The 15078-nt window shown below is 44.6% G+C and carries 16 protein-coding genes; 14 read left to right on the top strand and 2 right to left on the bottom strand.

The genetic code is table 11. The features are described from left to right. Window positions 1-151: 151 nt before the first annotated feature. The 3 genes from trmB to C1T29_RS16830 all read left to right on the top strand — a co-directional run bounded on the left by trmB (window position 152) and on the right by C1T29_RS16830 (window position 3491). Window positions 152-793: a tRNA (guanosine(46)-N7)-methyltransferase TrmB gene (gene trmB, locus C1T29_RS16840; protein WP_103749898.1), complete on the top strand. Its 642-nt coding sequence runs from the start codon at window positions 152-154 to the stop codon at window positions 791-793. 69 nt (window positions 794-862) lie between these two features. Continuing rightward, on the top strand, window positions 863-1708 hold the full coding sequence (locus C1T29_RS16835) for a YtnP family quorum-quenching lactonase (protein ID WP_168781205.1): 846 nt from the start codon (window positions 863-865) through the stop codon (window positions 1706-1708). A gap of 82 nt (window positions 1709-1790) precedes the next feature. Then, complete coding sequence (locus C1T29_RS16830; RefSeq protein ID WP_095432443.1) at window positions 1791-3491, top strand: NAD-dependent malic enzyme; 1701 nt, start codon at window positions 1791-1793, stop codon at window positions 3489-3491. A gap of 52 nt (window positions 3492-3543) precedes the next feature. Here the strand turns inward: C1T29_RS16830 and C1T29_RS16825 are convergent, their stop codons facing one another. Continuing rightward, window positions 3544-3861, bottom strand: a complete 318-nt coding sequence (locus C1T29_RS16825; protein ID WP_014477682.1) for a PepSY domain-containing protein — start codon at window positions 3859-3861, stop codon at window positions 3544-3546. A 158-nt stretch (window positions 3862-4019) separates the two neighbouring features. Between C1T29_RS16825 and C1T29_RS16820 the strand changes: the two genes are divergently transcribed. Beyond that, window positions 4020-5093, top strand: a complete 1074-nt coding sequence (locus tag C1T29_RS16820) for a M42 family metallopeptidase (protein ID WP_014665019.1) — start codon at window positions 4020-4022, stop codon at window positions 5091-5093. A 56-nt stretch (window positions 5094-5149) separates the two neighbouring features. Here the strand turns inward: C1T29_RS16820 and C1T29_RS16815 are convergent, their stop codons facing one another. Beyond that, entirely contained in the window at window positions 5150-5596 is a 447-nt protein-coding gene (locus C1T29_RS16815; protein ID WP_014665018.1) for a YtoQ family protein, read from the bottom strand. A gap of 78 nt (window positions 5597-5674) precedes the next feature. On the opposite strand from C1T29_RS16815, the gene C1T29_RS16810 reads away from it, so the two are divergent. From C1T29_RS16810 to C1T29_RS16765, 10 genes are all read left to right on the top strand, one after another. Next, window positions 5675-5791, top strand: coding sequence for a hypothetical protein (locus C1T29_RS16810; protein WP_004399150.1), 117 nt, complete (start codon window positions 5675-5677; stop codon window positions 5789-5791). A 39-nt stretch (window positions 5792-5830) separates the two neighbouring features. Continuing rightward, the gene (locus C1T29_RS16805; RefSeq protein WP_014665016.1) at window positions 5831-6154 is read left to right on the top strand and encodes a thioredoxin family protein; all 324 of its coding nucleotides are present in this window, start codon (window positions 5831-5833) and stop codon (window positions 6152-6154) included. 14 nt (window positions 6155-6168) lie between these two features. Continuing rightward, on the top strand, window positions 6169-6978 hold the full coding sequence (locus C1T29_RS16800; RefSeq protein ID WP_080478262.1) for a DUF1444 domain-containing protein: 810 nt from the start codon (window positions 6169-6171) through the stop codon (window positions 6976-6978). Window positions 6979-6993: 15 nt separating this feature from the next. Continuing rightward, window positions 6994-7599, top strand: a complete 606-nt coding sequence (ytpR, locus tag C1T29_RS16795) for a YtpR family tRNA-binding protein (protein WP_069840134.1) — start codon at window positions 6994-6996, stop codon at window positions 7597-7599. A gap of 159 nt (window positions 7600-7758) precedes the next feature. Then, on the top strand, window positions 7759-10599 hold the full coding sequence (locus C1T29_RS16790) for a DNA translocase FtsK (RefSeq protein ID WP_103749899.1): 2841 nt from the start codon (window positions 7759-7761) through the stop codon (window positions 10597-10599). Between the two features lie 249 nt (window positions 10600-10848). Continuing rightward, window positions 10849-12147 (top strand): UDP-N-acetylmuramate--L-alanine ligase, encoded by a 1299-nt coding sequence (gene murC / locus C1T29_RS16785; RefSeq protein ID WP_014665012.1) that lies wholly within the window; start codon window positions 10849-10851, stop codon window positions 12145-12147. A gap of 161 nt (window positions 12148-12308) precedes the next feature. Continuing rightward, complete coding sequence (locus tag C1T29_RS16780) at window positions 12309-12731, top strand: DUF948 domain-containing protein (protein WP_014665011.1); 423 nt, start codon at window positions 12309-12311, stop codon at window positions 12729-12731. A gap of 29 nt (window positions 12732-12760) precedes the next feature. Then, window positions 12761-13213 carry a YtxH domain-containing protein gene (locus C1T29_RS16775; RefSeq protein WP_040082123.1) on the top strand — a complete coding sequence of 151 codons (453 nt, stop codon included), beginning with the start codon at window positions 12761-12763 and terminating at the stop codon, window positions 13211-13213. A 23-nt stretch (window positions 13214-13236) separates the two neighbouring features. Then, complete coding sequence (ytxJ, locus tag C1T29_RS16770) at window positions 13237-13563, top strand: bacillithiol system redox-active protein YtxJ (RefSeq protein WP_095432440.1); 327 nt, start codon at window positions 13237-13239, stop codon at window positions 13561-13563. 237 nt (window positions 13564-13800) lie between these two features. After that, window positions 13801-14877, top strand: coding sequence for a bifunctional 3-deoxy-7-phosphoheptulonate synthase/chorismate mutase (locus C1T29_RS16765; RefSeq protein WP_040082124.1), 1077 nt, complete (start codon window positions 13801-13803; stop codon window positions 14875-14877). Window positions 14878-15078: the final 201 nt, after the last annotated feature.

The raw sequence follows: 15078 nt of genomic DNA, 5'->3' as shown, positions 1-15078 counted from the left end.
TTTATACATGTGAAAGGAGTGTTCCAGCAGACGGGACCCTCTTTTTTTATGCACTCGGCCTTAAGAGAGATACACTGGAAAAACGAGCTTGCGGGTCTTTTTAATTCATGGTATGTTGTTAGTCGAAATAATAGATAGAGGTGTCAATCATATGAGAATGCGCCACAAGCCTTGGGCTGATGACTTTTTGGCTGAAAACGCAGATATTGCCATCAGCAACCCTGCTGATTATAAAGGGAAATGGAACACAGTGTTTGGCAACGACAATCCGATCCATATCGAGGTTGGTACAGGAAAAGGTCAATTTATTTGTGGGATGGCCAAACAAAATCCCGACATCAATTATATTGGTATTGAGTTATTTAAAAGCGTCATCGTGACAGCCGTCCAAAAAGTAAAAGACAGCGAAGCGCAGAATGTAAGGCTTCTGAATATAGATGCGGACACGCTGACGGATGTGTTTGAGCCGGGTGAAGTGAAACGGGTCTACTTGAACTTTTCTGATCCTTGGCCGAAGAAACGGCATGAAAAACGCCGTCTGACATACTCCCACTTTCTCAAAAAATATGAAGAAGTAATGGGAAAAGGCGGAGCGATTCATTTTAAAACCGACAACCGCGGTTTGTTTGAGTACTCTTTGAAGAGCTTCTCTGAGTACGGCCTGCTGCTGACATACGTCAGTCTCGATTTGCATAACAGCAACCTGGAAGGCAATATTATGACAGAATATGAAGAAAAATTCTCTGCACTCGGCCAGCCGATCTATCGGGCTGAGGTTGAATGGAGAACGTAAAGACAGACTCTGGCAGGAGTCTGTTTTTTTTATGGCCCGTTTGCTACCATGATGACAGGGGGGATGAAAATGGAAACAATGAAAATTGGAAACATCACGTTGACCTGGCTTGACGGAGGCGTGACGCATATGGATGGAGGGGCGATGTTCGGCGTCGTTCCAAAGCCGCTTTGGTCTAAAAAATACCCAGTCAATGAAAAAAACCAGATTGAACTAAGGACAGACCCCATTTTGATTCAAAAAGATGGGCTTAATATCATCGTTGACGCCGGAATTGGATCAGGCAAGCTGACTGATAAACAAAAACGGAACTATGGCGTGACACAAGAGTCGAATGTGAAACCATCATTAGCTGCACTCGGGTTAACGGTTGCCGATATAGATGTGATCGCAATGACACACCTTCATTTTGATCATGCATGCGGTTTAACGGAATATGAAGGTGAACGGCTCGTCTCTGTCTTTCCGAATGCGGTGATTTATACATCAGCTGTCGAATGGGATGAAATGCGCCATCCGAATATCCGGTCGAAAAATACGTATTGGAAGGAAAATTGGGAGGCTGTAGCCGGCCAAGTCAAAACCTTTGAGGATTCTTTAACCATCACAGAGGGGATTACCATGCATCACACCGGAGGCCATAGCGACGGGCACAGTGTCCTGATATGCGAGGATGCGGGTGAAACTGCTGTACATATGGCAGATCTAATGCCAACGCATGCCCACCGCAATCCGCTTTGGGTTCTGGCTTATGATGATTACCCGATGACCTCTATTCCGCAAAAGCAGAAATGGCAGGCGTTCGCAGCAGAAAAAGACGCTTGGTTTATCTTTTATCATGATGCCGAGTATCGCGCCCTTCAATGGGAGGAGGACGGAAGGATCAAAGAGTCAGTCAAGCGAATGAAGCAATAGCATATTTTTATGTTTACCCTGCATGTTTTCCGGCTAATAATGCAAACCTAGTACTAATTATGCTCAGAAAGGAAGAGGCAGGGTGAAACAATTCAAAGTAACAAACGAAGGAGACATTCAAACAACATTAAGAGGCCTTGAAGTGCTCTCTGTTCCTTTTTTGAACAAAGGTGTCGCTTTTACTGAGGAAGAAAGAAAAGAACTTGGTTTAAAAGGCTTTCTGCCGCCTAAGGTATTAACAATTGATGATCAGGCGAAAAGAGCGTATGAGCAATATTCCGCACAGCCAGACGATTTGAGCAAAAATGTTTATTTAACGGCGCTGCACGATCGGAATGAAACGCTGTTTTACCGCCTGTTAAATGACCATTTAGGGGAAATGCTTCCGATTGTCTACACACCGACAGTCGGAACGGCCATCCAGAGATACAGCCATGAATATAGAAAACCACGAGGGCTCTATCTGTCAATCGATGACCCGGACGGTATGAGAGAAGCCTTTAAACAGTATAAAGATCAAAGCGATACGATCGATTTAATAGTTGCAACTGATGCGGAAGGAATTTTAGGAATCGGTGACTGGGGCGTCGGAGGAATCGCGATTTCTATCGGCAAGCTGGCGGTTTATACGGCGGCTGCGGGCATTGATCCGAGCAGAGTGCTTGCTGTTGTTTTAGATGCGGGGACAAATCAGGAGAGCCTCCTGAACGATCCGCTTTATGTCGGCAACCAGCATTCCAGAGTGCGCGGGGAACGCTATGACCAATTTATTGACGACTACGTTGCGCTGGCGAGAGAAACATTTCCGAATGCATTGCTGCATTGGGAGGATTTCGGAGCGAAAAACGCGCGAAGCATTTTGAAACGCTATAAAGATAAAGTTTGTACGTTTAATGATGATATCCAAGGGACAGGCGCTGTTTCTTTGGCGGCAGTCTTATCCTGTGCAAAAGCGTCTAAAGTTCCGCTGAGGGATCACAGAGTTGTTATATTCGGAGCAGGAACGGCTGGAATCGGAATTGCCGAACAGCTGCGGGAAGCATTGGTGCGTGAGGGGCTGAGTGAGGAAGAATCATATCAGCGCTTCTGGTGCATAGACAGAAACGGACTGTTGACAGATGATATGGATCAGCTTCTTGATTTCCAAAAGCCGTATGCCCGTTCGGCTGATGAAGTGAAGGATTATCAGCGGAATGGAGATGGCGGAGGCATTGATCTCCTTGAAGTGGTCCGTCAGGCGAAACCGACAATCCTGATCGGGACGTCAACAGTTTCGGGTGCTTTTACTGAAGAAATTGTCAAAGAAATGGCGTCACATGTGAAACGGCCGGCGATTTTGCCAATGTCAAATCCGACAACTCTTTCTGAAGCAAAGCCGGAGGATTTAATCGAATGGACAGAAGGCCGTGCGCTGATCACGACAGGAAGCCCGTTCCCGCCAGTGGAGTATAATGGCATAACGTATCATATCGGCCAAGCGAACAACGCGCTTGTCTTCCCGGGGCTTGGTCTTGGAACGATTGTCACCAAATCAAAATTAATTACAGACAGCATGTTTGAAGCATGCGCCCGGGCGATCGCAAGTATGGTCAATGTTGGGGTGCCTGGCGCGCCGATGCTTCCGAAAGTAGAGGATTTGCGGACTGTATCGGCAACCGTTGCGGTTGAAGTTGCAAAAACCGCAATGAAGGAAGGCATCGCGACAGAAGAGCCTGAAGACATTATACAGGCTGTGCAGGATGCGATGTGGTATCCGGTATACAAACCGATTCGCGCGATATAATAAAAAAGAGCCGCTGCGTAGGCAGCGGCTTCTATTTTATGCTTGTCCGGTGTTAAGAAGCGATTGTATCAATGACATCTACAATTTCCCCCGTTTTCGCATCCACCATGACTTCATACTGTTCTAATTCTCCGAAAGCTGATCGTGTAATGCCGGTTTTGTATACCTGTACCGTTTCTCCGTTAATATTGTAAGGCTCCGGCTGGGTGTAAATCCATGATCCGTCAATCGGGCCCCGCTGCTTAAAAGCGGATTTTACAATTCGAAGCGCTTTTTCTGAAGAAATATAAGGCTTCATCACATATTGTTTCACAACGACAGCCGTACAAATTCCAAGTCCTGCTCCTAAAAGAAGATGACGCAATTTCAAAATAAAGCACCTCCTGGTTGATCGTACTTTTCATTATACAGAAACAGCCAAAACCTGTTAAGCAATACGCGGCTGATTGAGCAGATTCGGTCAGGGTGCTTGGAAAACTTGATTGTTTCTAATAAAATAAAAGGACTACATAGAAATGAGGGGAAAACATGAATCAAGAAACGAAAGCGCTTTTCCAAACACTGACGCAGCTTCCCGGCGCGCCGGGCAACGAGCATCAGGTTCGTGCTTTTATGAAGCAGGAGCTAGCCAAATATGCCGATGACATCGTTCAGGACAGACTGGGAAGTGTTTTCGGAGTCAGACAAGGAGCAGAGGGCGCACCGAGAATTATGGTAGCCGGGCACATGGACGAAGTCGGCTTCATGGTGACATCCATTACAGACAACGGGCTGCTCAGATTCCAGACGCTCGGAGGCTGGTGGAGTCAGGTTTTGCTTGCGCAGCGGGTTGAAGTTCAAACAGATAACGGGCCGGTTCCGGGTGTGATTTCAAGCATACCGCCGCATTTATTGACAGATGCGCAGCGAAACCGCCCGATGGATATCAAAAACATGATGATCGATATTGGAGCGGACGATAAGGAAGACGCCATCAAAATCGGCATAAAACCGGGACAGCAGATCGTGCCTGTCTGTCCGTTTACGACGATGGCGAATGAAAAGAAAATTTTGTCAAAAGCTTGGGATAACCGGTACGGATGCGGTTTGAGCATTGAACTTTTGAAGGAATTACAAGGTAAAGAGCTTCCGAACACGCTCTATGCGGGTGCAACGGTTCAGGAAGAAGTCGGGCTAAGGGGGGCACAGACGGCTTCTCACATGATTAAACCGGACTTATTTTTCGCCCTTGATGCCAGCCCGGCAAACGATATGAGCGGAGACAAAAATGAATTTGGCCAGCTTGGAAAAGGCTTTTTGCTGCGTATTCTTGACAGAACGACAGTCATGCATCGCGGAATGAGGGAATTTGTTCTTGATATGGCTGAAACGCATGATATTCCATATCAATATTTTGTATCCGGCGGGGGAACAGATGCAGGCAAGGTTCATATTTCGAACAGCGGCGTTCCGTCAGCGGTTATCGGAATTTGTTCCCGCTACATTCATACAAACGCTTCTATCATTCATATTGATGATTATGCTGCTGCTAAGGAAATGCTCATCAAACTTGTAACAGCCTGCGATAGACAGACGGTAGATGCAATTAAGAAGAATATGTAGAAGTTATATAAAAGCTTGTTGAACGAGCAGTGAGCCCGATTCGACAAGCTTTTTTCTTATTCTGTTTCAAATAGATAGGAAAGGGCCTTGATGGCTTGGTTGACGGTTTCCACCGTAATATTCGCTTTATTGGAAAGCTCTTTTAATGGATGGTGGAGTGATTCCGGCCGAATGATAATCAGGGGTTTTCCTTTTGCGATCGCATATGATGCATCCATTGCCGTGTTCCACTGTTTGTATTTTTCGCCAAACAGGGCGATCACAAAGTCTGCTTTATTCATCAGGACGGCGGTTCTGAAGTTGTTGATGTCAGAGGCTTTGTCATCCTTCAAAACGGCATTTGGCTGTACGCCCATAATGTCTTCACCAATATTGTCTGAGCGGTCATGATTCTCCATCGGGCCGACAAACGTAATCGGCAGCTTCAGCGATTTTGTTTTCTCTTTGATTTCCTCGCGCCAATTGCTGTGGATTTCTCCTGCTAAATAGACGATAAACTCCATACTAAAATCCCTCCTTATGTATGTCCAGCTGTAAATTTTACCCTCATGTACACGATGTTAAACGAAACGAGCTTGATAATGCAAATAAAATATGATAATGATAATGGGAAAGCCAATCTTACATATTCATTCGTTGCATATAAGTGGTTTTGCCTCAAGCAGTTTGGTATGATCCAAATGGACGAGTATCGATAAACAAACATGTAAGAACATAAACAACTGGAGGGATATGAAATGAAAAAAATTGAATCAACTCAAGAGCTGGAAAAAGCGGTACAGGATGACTGGGCTGTATTTATGTTTTCTGCCGACTGGTGCCCGGATTGCCGTTTTGTAGAGCCTTTCCTGCCTGAACTGGAAGCGGATTTTCCTGAATTCACTTACTACTACGTAGACCGTGACAAATTCATTGATACATGTGCAGAGTGGGAAATTTACGGAATCCCAAGCTTTGTTGTTTTTAATGAAGGAAAAGAAGTAAATCGTTTTGTAAGCAAAGACCGCAAAACAAAAGAAGAAATCGAACAGTTTTTAACAGATTCTCTCGCTAAAGCGTAAAGGAGGACATCGGTTTGAAAATGACCTCAAGGAAGCTGTCAGATATACTGAAACAGCGCCTTCAGCACGAGAATCGCTCCTTTCTGTTTGACAGAGAAAAAGACACTCTCCGTGTTGAGGATCAAACGACAAAAAAAGGGATTACGCTCGATTTGCCGCCGATTATTGCGAAATGGGAACTGAAAAAAGACGAAGCCATTGATGAGATCGTGTACTATGTTTCCGAAGCAATGACGGCAATGGAAGGGAAGGCTCAGGAAATGACCGGGAAAGAAACTCGCATTTATCCGGTCATCCGCTCGACTTCCTTCCCGGACAAGTCAAGCGAAGATATCCCGCTCATTTATGATGATCATACTGCAGAGACAAGAATTTATTACGCGCTCGATCTCGGGAAAACATACCGTTTAATTGACCAGCGCATGCTTGAGAAAGAAAACTGGACAAAAGAGCGGATCAGAGAGACGGCCGCATTTAATCTCCGTTCTCTGCCGACGGTTGTCAAAGAGGATACGGTTGCCGGCAATTACTTCTATTTCTTCAGGGCAAACGATGGATACGACGCCAGCCGGATTCTGAACGAAGCGATTTTAAATGAGTACAAGCAGCGTGCAGAAGGGGAGCTGGCGATCTCTGTTCCGCATCAGGACGTTCTGATTCTTGCTGACATCCGGAATGAATCAGGGTATGATATTCTAGGACAAATGTCGATGAGCTTCTTTGCAGGCGGCACCGTTCCGATTACCGCTCTTTCATTTTTGTACAATGAAGGAAAGCTGGAACCGGTGTTTATCCTGGCGAAAAGCCGTCCGAAAAAGGATTAGAAAGGATTTTTACTTATGAACGCTTTTTATAATAAAGAAGGTGTGGGAGACACGCTCCTGATCTCTCTTCAAGATGTGACACGTGAACAATTAGGCTATGAAAAACACGGCGACGTCGTCAAAATTTTCAATAACGAAACAAAAGAAACAACGGGCTTCAACATTTTCAATGCGTCTACTTACTTGACCATTGATGAAAACGGCCCTGTTGCGCTCTCAGAAACATTCGTGCAAGATGTGAATGAGATTTTAAACAGAAACGGCGTTGAAGAAACATTAGTCGTTGATTTATCTCCGAAGTTTGTTGTGGGTTATGTAGAATCAAAAGAAAAACATCCGAATGCCGATAAATTAAGCGTATGTAAAGTCAATGTAGGAGAAGAAACGCTTCAAATCGTCTGCGGCGCGCCTAACGTTGACCAAGGACAAAACGTTGTCGTTGCCAAAGTCGGCGCTGTGATGCCTAGCGGACTTGTCATTAAGGATGCAGAGCTTCGCGGCGTTCCGTCAAGCGGAATGATCTGCTCAGCGAAAGAGCTTGATTTGCCTGACGCCCCTGCTGAAAAAGGCATCCTTGTGTTAGAAGGAGATTATGAGGCGGGAGAGGCATTTCAGTTTTAGACTCCCATAAATCCGCCCAAAAAAACGAATCATGTGAAAAGCCGCTAAGCCCCTGTTTAGCGGCTTTGTTTCTGCTGATAGCTTAATCTTTTCTGGGCCGACCAGCAGTGGTATACTAAAAACCGTCCCAGAAAACTATAAGGGAGTTAGAGATAAATTATGAGTTGGCTTCATAAATTTTTTGATTTGTTTTTAGGCGAGAGCGAAGAGGATGCTGAACGGGAGACAAAACCCGCTCAAATTCCGCAGCAACAAGAGGTGCATCATCCTGAAGGACAATTAAAAAGATTGGAAGATCCTAAAATATATTATGAATATCCAAAAGGCAAGTTCCGTTTTCCAGTCGTGCCTGATGGATACAAAAATCATGACCTGAGAAGGCGCCGCGAACCATCGGTCGAACCGAAATCCGCGCCTCGTCCAAGCGCTGCACCTTACAGAGAGCGTCCCAGCAATGAAAAAGAGCAGCATACATATCAAGCATCAGAGCCGGCGAAGAAACCGTTTAAACCGACAAATATCCCTTCGCCAATCTATGGATTCAATCAAAAACCATCCGTTAAAAAGGATGTGCCGAAAAAGCCTTCTGAAACATTGAACGAACCGGATAAACCGGTAAAAGAGAAGGTAACATTGCTGTCAGAAGAGATCGAACGTGAACGCGGCTATCCTGCTTCAGACACACAGGCGCACTCCAAAAAAGAAAATCCTTTCTTTCCGGATATCCAATTTGAAAAACAGCCTTCTGGCGTTTTAAACAGAAAGGATACAGAGCATGATGAGGCGCCAGGTAATGAAGTGCCATTTGAATCAGGCCTTCAACAGCCGCAAAAAGAGGAGTCTTTCTTCCCAGCTGAACATGCCGAAGGGCCAATGCCTGAGATACTCACAGATACGGCGAATGAAGGCCTTTCAGGCAGTGAAGTAAGCCGCGAAGACATCATGCCTGCATCGGCTGAGGAAGAACAAAGGGAAGAGCAGGCAGAGCAATTTGAAGAGCCTGTTTTCTCCGCTGAACTTGATGAACAGCCAACAGCTCCTGAATCTCTGGCAGAGGCAACATCTGAGGAGGAAAAATCAGAAGAGCCGTCAGACAGCACAGTATACAATCATCACGAAAACGCGGCAGAAGGTGCTGAGTCTCCGTTCGTTCAAGAAGAACAAATGGAATTTTATCAGGAAGAACCTTCATTATTTACTGATCACGAGCATTCATCTGGAGCTCTGGATCAAACAGAAACTGAGGCGGAAGAATCAGAAGAGCCATCAGAAAGCATAATAAATAATCAGTATGACATTCCGGCAGAATCTAAGGAAACGAAGATAGATGTTCAGCCAGACAGCCATACAGAGCTTGAGGAAACTGATCGGATGGACCAAGCTTCCAAACCGTTTTCTGCAACCCATGAAAACCGGCAGGAAATCCGGGCAGACAAACCTCACGAAGCTTCAAAAGAGCCGAAACCAAGGCCTGGTGTGCAAGAGAACAGGTCCGAACAAAACGCACCTTCTCAAAAAGGGCCATCCGTTCCTTTTAATGTCATGATGCTGAAAAGAGATACGCATAAACAGCAAAAAGCAGAGGAACGCCGCGGCAGCTATGTATTTCCGAATGTTGCACTGCTAGATGTCCCGCCAGCGCAGGTCCAAGATGATACTGCGTGGATCGAAGAACAGCGTCAGCTTCTTGATTTGACCTTGAAAAATTTCAATGTCCGCGCCAATGTCGTCCATGTAACCCAGGGTCCGTCTGTCACGAGATTCGAAGTGCATCCTGAACCAGGTGTAAAGGTGAATAAAATCACCAACTTGTCTGATGATATTAAACTCAGTCTCTCAGCAAGAGATATTCGGATTGAAGCGCCGATTCCGGGGAAAAACACGATCGGGATTGAAGTGCCGAACCGCACGAGCAAGGTGGTTGATTTGCGCCAAATGATTCGCAGCTCAGCTTTCAGGACAAGCAAGTCACCGCTTACGGCTGCGCTGGGATTAGATATTTCGGGAAATCCTGTCGTTATCGACTTGAAGAAAATGCCGCATGGCTTGATTGCCGGCGCCACAGGCTCGGGAAAAAGCGTATGCATCAATACAATATTAGTCAGCCTGCTTTATAAAGCTGATCCGAGTGAGGTAAAGGTGCTGCTGATTGATCCAAAAATGGTCGAGCTGGCTCCTTACAATAAAATTCCTCACCTCGTCAGCCCTGTCATTACTGATGCTAAAGCGGCTACAGCTGCTTTGAAATGGGTCGTTGAGGAAATGGAGCGCCGCTATGAGCTGTTCGCCCATTCAGGTGTCCGTGACATTGACCGCTTTAATCAATTAACCGGAGAACACCAAATGGGTGAGAAACTGCCGTATTTAGTTGTCATTATTGATGAGCTTGCAGATCTGATGATGGTGGCGCCAAACGATGTGGAAGAAAGCATAGCGCGGATCGCCCAAAAAGCAAGAGCATGCGGTATCCATCTTCTCGTCGCCACTCAGCGTCCGTCAGTAGATGTCATTACAGGCCTGATTAAGGCGAATATCCCGACGAGAATCGCCTTTTCTGTTTCTAGCCAGGTTGATTCCCGAACAATTATTGACATCGCCGGTGCAGAAAAGCTTCTCGGAAAAGGGGATATGCTCTTTTTGGAAAACGGCTCGGGAAAACCGGTCCGTCTGCAAGGTAACTTTGTGTCGGATCGTGAAATCGACCGCGTTGTTTCTCACGTCAGAAACCAAATGCCGCCAACCTATTTATTTGAACAAGAAGAGCTCGTAAGACAAGGATCAGCCCTGAAAGAAGAGGATGAACTGTTTTACGAAGCGTGTGAGTTTGTTGTAGAGCAAAACAGTGCAAGCACTTCAAGCCTGCAGAGAAGATTCAGAATCGGTTACAACCGGGCGGCAAGGCTGATCGATATGATGGAAGCGGAAGGCATGATCTCAGAGGCAAAAGGAAGCAAACCCCGCGAGGTGCTGATCACGGCAAGTGATTTAATAAACGAATAATATGGGTTCATTTTCACACCAAACATGGTATGATAGTGTTTAGAGCATTTAACAGCTATGTCGCTTTACAGCAGCTGCGCATAGACAAATCTTGATATCTAGGTTTAATCGGAAAGAAATAACCGGATACTGAACATAACAAAACATATAAAATACGCCGCTAAGGGAGGCTTTTCACCCGCCGCGGTCGCAAATTGAAATGAGCGTCATATACTGGGGAACAGATAGACGTTTGTTGGAGGTACAATTATGACTGTTTATCATTTTGTTGGAATAAAAGGGACAGGTATGAGTCCGCTTGCCCAAATACTTCATGATAATGGATATACTGTCCAAGGATCGGATATCGAAAAATTTATTTTTACGCAAACAGCGCTTGAAAAAAGAAATATTACGATTCTTCCTTTTAGCGCGGAAAATATTAAGCCCGGCATGACAGTTATCGCCGGAAATGCATTCCCAGACACGCATCCAGAAATAGAAAAAGCGATGTCTGACGGAATTCCGGTGATACGTTATCATAAGTTTTTAGGCGACTACATGAAAAAGTTCACAAGTGTTGCCGTTACAGGTGCACATGGCAAAACGTCGACTACGGGTTTGCTGGCTCACGTGATCCAAAATGCAAAACCGACGTCTTTCTTAATTGGAGACGGAACAGGCCAGGGAAATGAAAACAGCGAATACTTTGTGTTTGAAGCGTGTGAATACCGCCGCCATTTCTTAAGCTATCAGCCAGACTACGCGATCATGACGAATATTGATTTTGATCACCCTGATTACTTCTCAAGCATTGACGATGTATTTGACGCTTTTCAAGAGATGGCTCTTCAAGTCAACAAAGGCATTATCGCCTGCGGAGACGATGAGCATCTGCCGAAAATCCATGCGAACGTCCCGGTTGTGTATTACGGCACAGGGGAAGAAAATGATTTTCAAGCCAGAAACATCGTAAAAAGCACGGAAGGGACAACTTTCGATGTCTTTGTCCGCAATACGTTCTATGATACGTTTTATATTCCTGCGTACGGCCACCACAATGTATTAAACTCATTGGCGGTCATTGCGTTATGTCATTACGAAGAAATTGATTCCAGCATCATTAAGCATGCTCTCAAATCCTTTGGGGGCGTCAAACGCAGATTCAATGAGAAGCAGCTAGGGGATCAAGTGCTGATTGATGACTATGCTCATCACCCGACAGAAATAAAAGTGACAATTGAGGCGGCAAGACAGAAATATCCTGATCGTGAAATTGTTGCGGTATTTCAGCCTCATACATTTACGCGAACGCAGCAATTCCTTGACGAATTTGCAGAAAGCCTGAGCGGCGCTGACTGTGTGTATTTATGCGATATTTTCGGCTCAGCCCGTGAGAATGCTGGAAAGCTGACGATCGGCGATCTGCAGGGGAAAATTCATAATGCCAAGCTGATTGAAGAAGATGACACTTCTGTTTTAAAAGCTCATGATAAAGCCGTTCTCATCTTCATGGGGGCAGGAGATATCCAAAAGTATATGAGAGCCTACGAAAACGTCATGGCATAATAAAAAGCAGTGATCTCACTGCTTTTTATTTATCTGATGAGAAAGCTTATTAAAGGATTTTCTTACATAACGGAGAATAGTATGTATACAGCCCAGTACACATGTTTATGATTGAAGAAAACGGGTAAACAGCAGTATATCCTGCAGCAAGGAGGTTTGAGATGATTATTATTCTTTATTTGAGCGTTGCACTCATTGCAATTGCATTTCTCGTATTAGTGATCTACTTGTCTAAAACATTGAAGTCACTGCAGCTGACACTAAAACACGTCGCATCCACTCTTGAAGGGCTGGAGGGACAAATGAAGGGCATCACAACTGAAACAGCCGAGCTTTTACATAAGACTAACCGCCTGGCTGAAGATATTCAGGAAAAATCAGAAAAGCTGAACACGGTCGTTCATGCTGTTCAAGGGGTGGGAACTTCTGTACAGCAGTTCAATACATCCATGAAACAGGCGGCAGGGTCTGTATCGGCATCAGTTAGAGAAAATCAAGACAAGATCAATCAAGTTGTCACATGGAGCCAAGCAGCAATGGAAATTTGGGAGAAATGGAAGCAAAAGAAAAAATCAGCTCTGTAAGAGAAAAAATACCTAGAGGAGGAATAATGATGAGCAAAGATGGAATTAATAGTAAAGATTTTTTAATCGGAACTTTAATCGGGGGAATCATCGGTGCCACTACAGCTCTTTTTCTAGCGCCTAAATCAGGCAAAGAACTTCGCGACGATCTCGGCAGCCAAGCGGTTGCATTACGGGACAAAACAGATAAAATGACGGCTGATGCGAAGGAAAAAGGCACGCAATATGTCAGCATCGCAAAAGACAAAACTTCCAACATCACACAGCTTGTAGCGGATCAGTCTGGGCAGATCATGAACAAGGTAAAGGATTTAAGAGACCGTTCCAAATCTGACAAAACGGATTCATCAACAATGCAAGATATGAAGGAAGAAGCGATGCAGGCAGCCGGCGAAACAAAAGATCAAGTCCTCCAGGCGAAAGAAGATGTAAAAGACGAACTGAAAGATGCACAAAAACAGGCTGAGCATATGAATCGCTGAGCAGGGAAGGAAGAGCTTGAATCATGGCTAAACAGCTTATTCAATCTGAAGAAGAATTTAAACGGATTGCAGAACAGGAAGGCGCTTTTGTCTTCTTTAAACACAGCACCACATGCCCGATCAGCCAGGCAGCATTTCATGAGTTTGATGCCTTTGCAAAGCAGCATGAGGATGTGCCGGCTTACTATCTTCAAGTACAAGAAGCCCGGCCGCTGTCAAATTTCATCGCAGAAACATATGGGGTAAAGCATGAAAGCCCTCAAGTATTCATCATTCAGAACGGTGAAGTGAAATGGCATACCTCACATTCACAAATTACAGAGGCTGCCATTGAGCAGCATTTGTCATAGCAAAAAGCGTCCAGATATTATCTGGCGCTTTTTTTTTTGTAAAAAACCCTTGAACATTGCCCTCACATCATGTAGGATAGCTTCATAGATTACTTTATCACTTAAAAGCGTTTGGGTAATAAAGTAGAGTTTTTATAAAATTTTTTGTATTTCAGTATTTCCATTTGGAATTACTTATAGTAAGATGCATGATAACTACAAAATAAAAAATGAATGTGCAGGGAAAGGATGAAAAAAATGAGCAACACAGAGTTAGAGCTTTTAAGGCAGAAAGCAGACGAATTAAACCTACAAATTTTAAAATTAATCAACGAACGCGGAAATGTTGTAAAAGAGATCGGTAAAGCGAAGGAAGCACAGGGTGTCAACCGATTTGACCCTGTCAGAGAACGCACTATGTTAAACAATATCATTGAAAACAATGACGGTCCGTTCGAAAATTCAACCATCCAGCACATTTTTAAAGAGATATTCAAAGCCGGTTTAGAGCTTCAAGAAGAAGATCACAGCAAAGCGCTGCTTGTCTCCCGCAAGAAAAAACCTGAAGATACAATTGTTGATATCAAAGGCGAAAAAATCGGAGACGGCCAGCAAAGATTCATTGTCGGCCCATGTGCGGTAGAGAGCTATGAGCAAGTAGCTGAAGTGGCTGCAGCTGCGAAAAAACAAGGCATTAAAATTTTGCGCGGTGGAGCCTTTAAGCCTCGTACGAGCCCATACGATTTCCAAGGGCTTGGCGTAGAAGGCCTTCAAATTTTAAAACGTGTAGCGGATGAATATGATCTGGCGGTTATCAGTGAAATCGTAACGCCGGCTCATATCGAAGAAGCGCTTGACTACATTGATGTCATTCAAATCGGAGCGCGCAACATGCAAAACTTCGAATTGCTGAAAGCTGCCGGTGCAGTGAAAAAACCAGTGCTTCTGAAGCGCGGCCTTGCAGCAACGATCTCTGAATTCATCAATGCTGCTGAATACATCATGTCACAAGGAAATGACCAAATTATCCTTTGTGAGCGAGGAATCAGAACATACGAAACAGCAACGAGAAACACGCTTGATATTTCAGCTGTGCCGATTTTGAAACAAGAAACGCATTTGCCGGTCTTTGTTGATGTTACGCATTCAACAGGCCGCCGTGACCTCTTGCTTCCGACAGCTAAAGCTGCTTTAGCGATCGGTGCAGACGGTGTCATGGCTGAGGTTCACCCTGATCCGTCAGTCGCGCTTTCTGACTCTGCTCAGCAAATGGCGATTCCTGAATTCGAAAAATGGCTGAATGAACTGAAGCCAATGGTGAAAGTCAACGCTTAATTGAACAATCCAAAAGGCCGCGCCTGCGGCCTTTTTTTATGCTTTCTCGTTTATTTAGTTATAAAATCCAAGTATACGTTTTCATCATCTATAAAAACGTGTATAATTTCATGAGAAGTAATTAAATTTGATGAATAATGAAAAATAATGTACACTACTGACTTACGCTTACAAATCATAAACGACATAAATTCGGACATT

The organism is Bacillus sp. MBGLi79 (genome assembly GCF_002953915.1).
This window is presented reverse-complemented; position numbering and strand designations above follow the sequence as displayed.

What these genes read in the sequence shown, in the direction of transcription:
- trmB (WP_103749898.1), top strand. Translation starts at nt 152, where the DNA reads ATGAGAATGCGCCACAAGCCTTGGGCTGATGACTTTTTGGCTGAAAAC.
- C1T29_RS16835 (WP_168781205.1), top strand. Translation starts at nt 863, where the DNA reads ATGGAAACAATGAAAATTGGAAACATCACGTTGACCTGGCTTGACGGA.
- C1T29_RS16820 (WP_014665019.1), top strand. Translation starts at nt 4,020, where the DNA reads ATGAATCAAGAAACGAAAGCGCTTTTCCAAACACTGACGCAGCTTCCC.
- C1T29_RS16815 (WP_014665018.1), bottom strand. Translation starts at nt 5,596, where the DNA reads ATGGAGTTTATCGTCTATTTAGCAGGAGAAATCCACAGCAATTGGCGC.
- C1T29_RS16810 (WP_004399150.1), top strand. Translation starts at nt 5,675, where the DNA reads ATGCAAATAAAATATGATAATGATAATGGGAAAGCCAATCTTACATAT.
- C1T29_RS16805 (WP_014665016.1), top strand. Translation starts at nt 5,831, where the DNA reads ATGAAAAAAATTGAATCAACTCAAGAGCTGGAAAAAGCGGTACAGGAT.
- ytpR (WP_069840134.1), top strand. Translation starts at nt 6,994, where the DNA reads ATGAACGCTTTTTATAATAAAGAAGGTGTGGGAGACACGCTCCTGATC.
- C1T29_RS16790 (WP_103749899.1), top strand. Translation starts at nt 7,759, where the DNA reads ATGAGTTGGCTTCATAAATTTTTTGATTTGTTTTTAGGCGAGAGCGAA.
- murC (WP_014665012.1), top strand. Translation starts at nt 10,849, where the DNA reads ATGACTGTTTATCATTTTGTTGGAATAAAAGGGACAGGTATGAGTCCG.
- C1T29_RS16780 (WP_014665011.1), top strand. Translation starts at nt 12,309, where the DNA reads ATGATTATTATTCTTTATTTGAGCGTTGCACTCATTGCAATTGCATTT.
- C1T29_RS16775 (WP_040082123.1), top strand. Translation starts at nt 12,761, where the DNA reads ATGAGCAAAGATGGAATTAATAGTAAAGATTTTTTAATCGGAACTTTA.
- ytxJ (WP_095432440.1), top strand. Translation starts at nt 13,237, where the DNA reads ATGGCTAAACAGCTTATTCAATCTGAAGAAGAATTTAAACGGATTGCA.
- C1T29_RS16765 (WP_040082124.1), top strand. Translation starts at nt 13,801, where the DNA reads ATGAGCAACACAGAGTTAGAGCTTTTAAGGCAGAAAGCAGACGAATTA.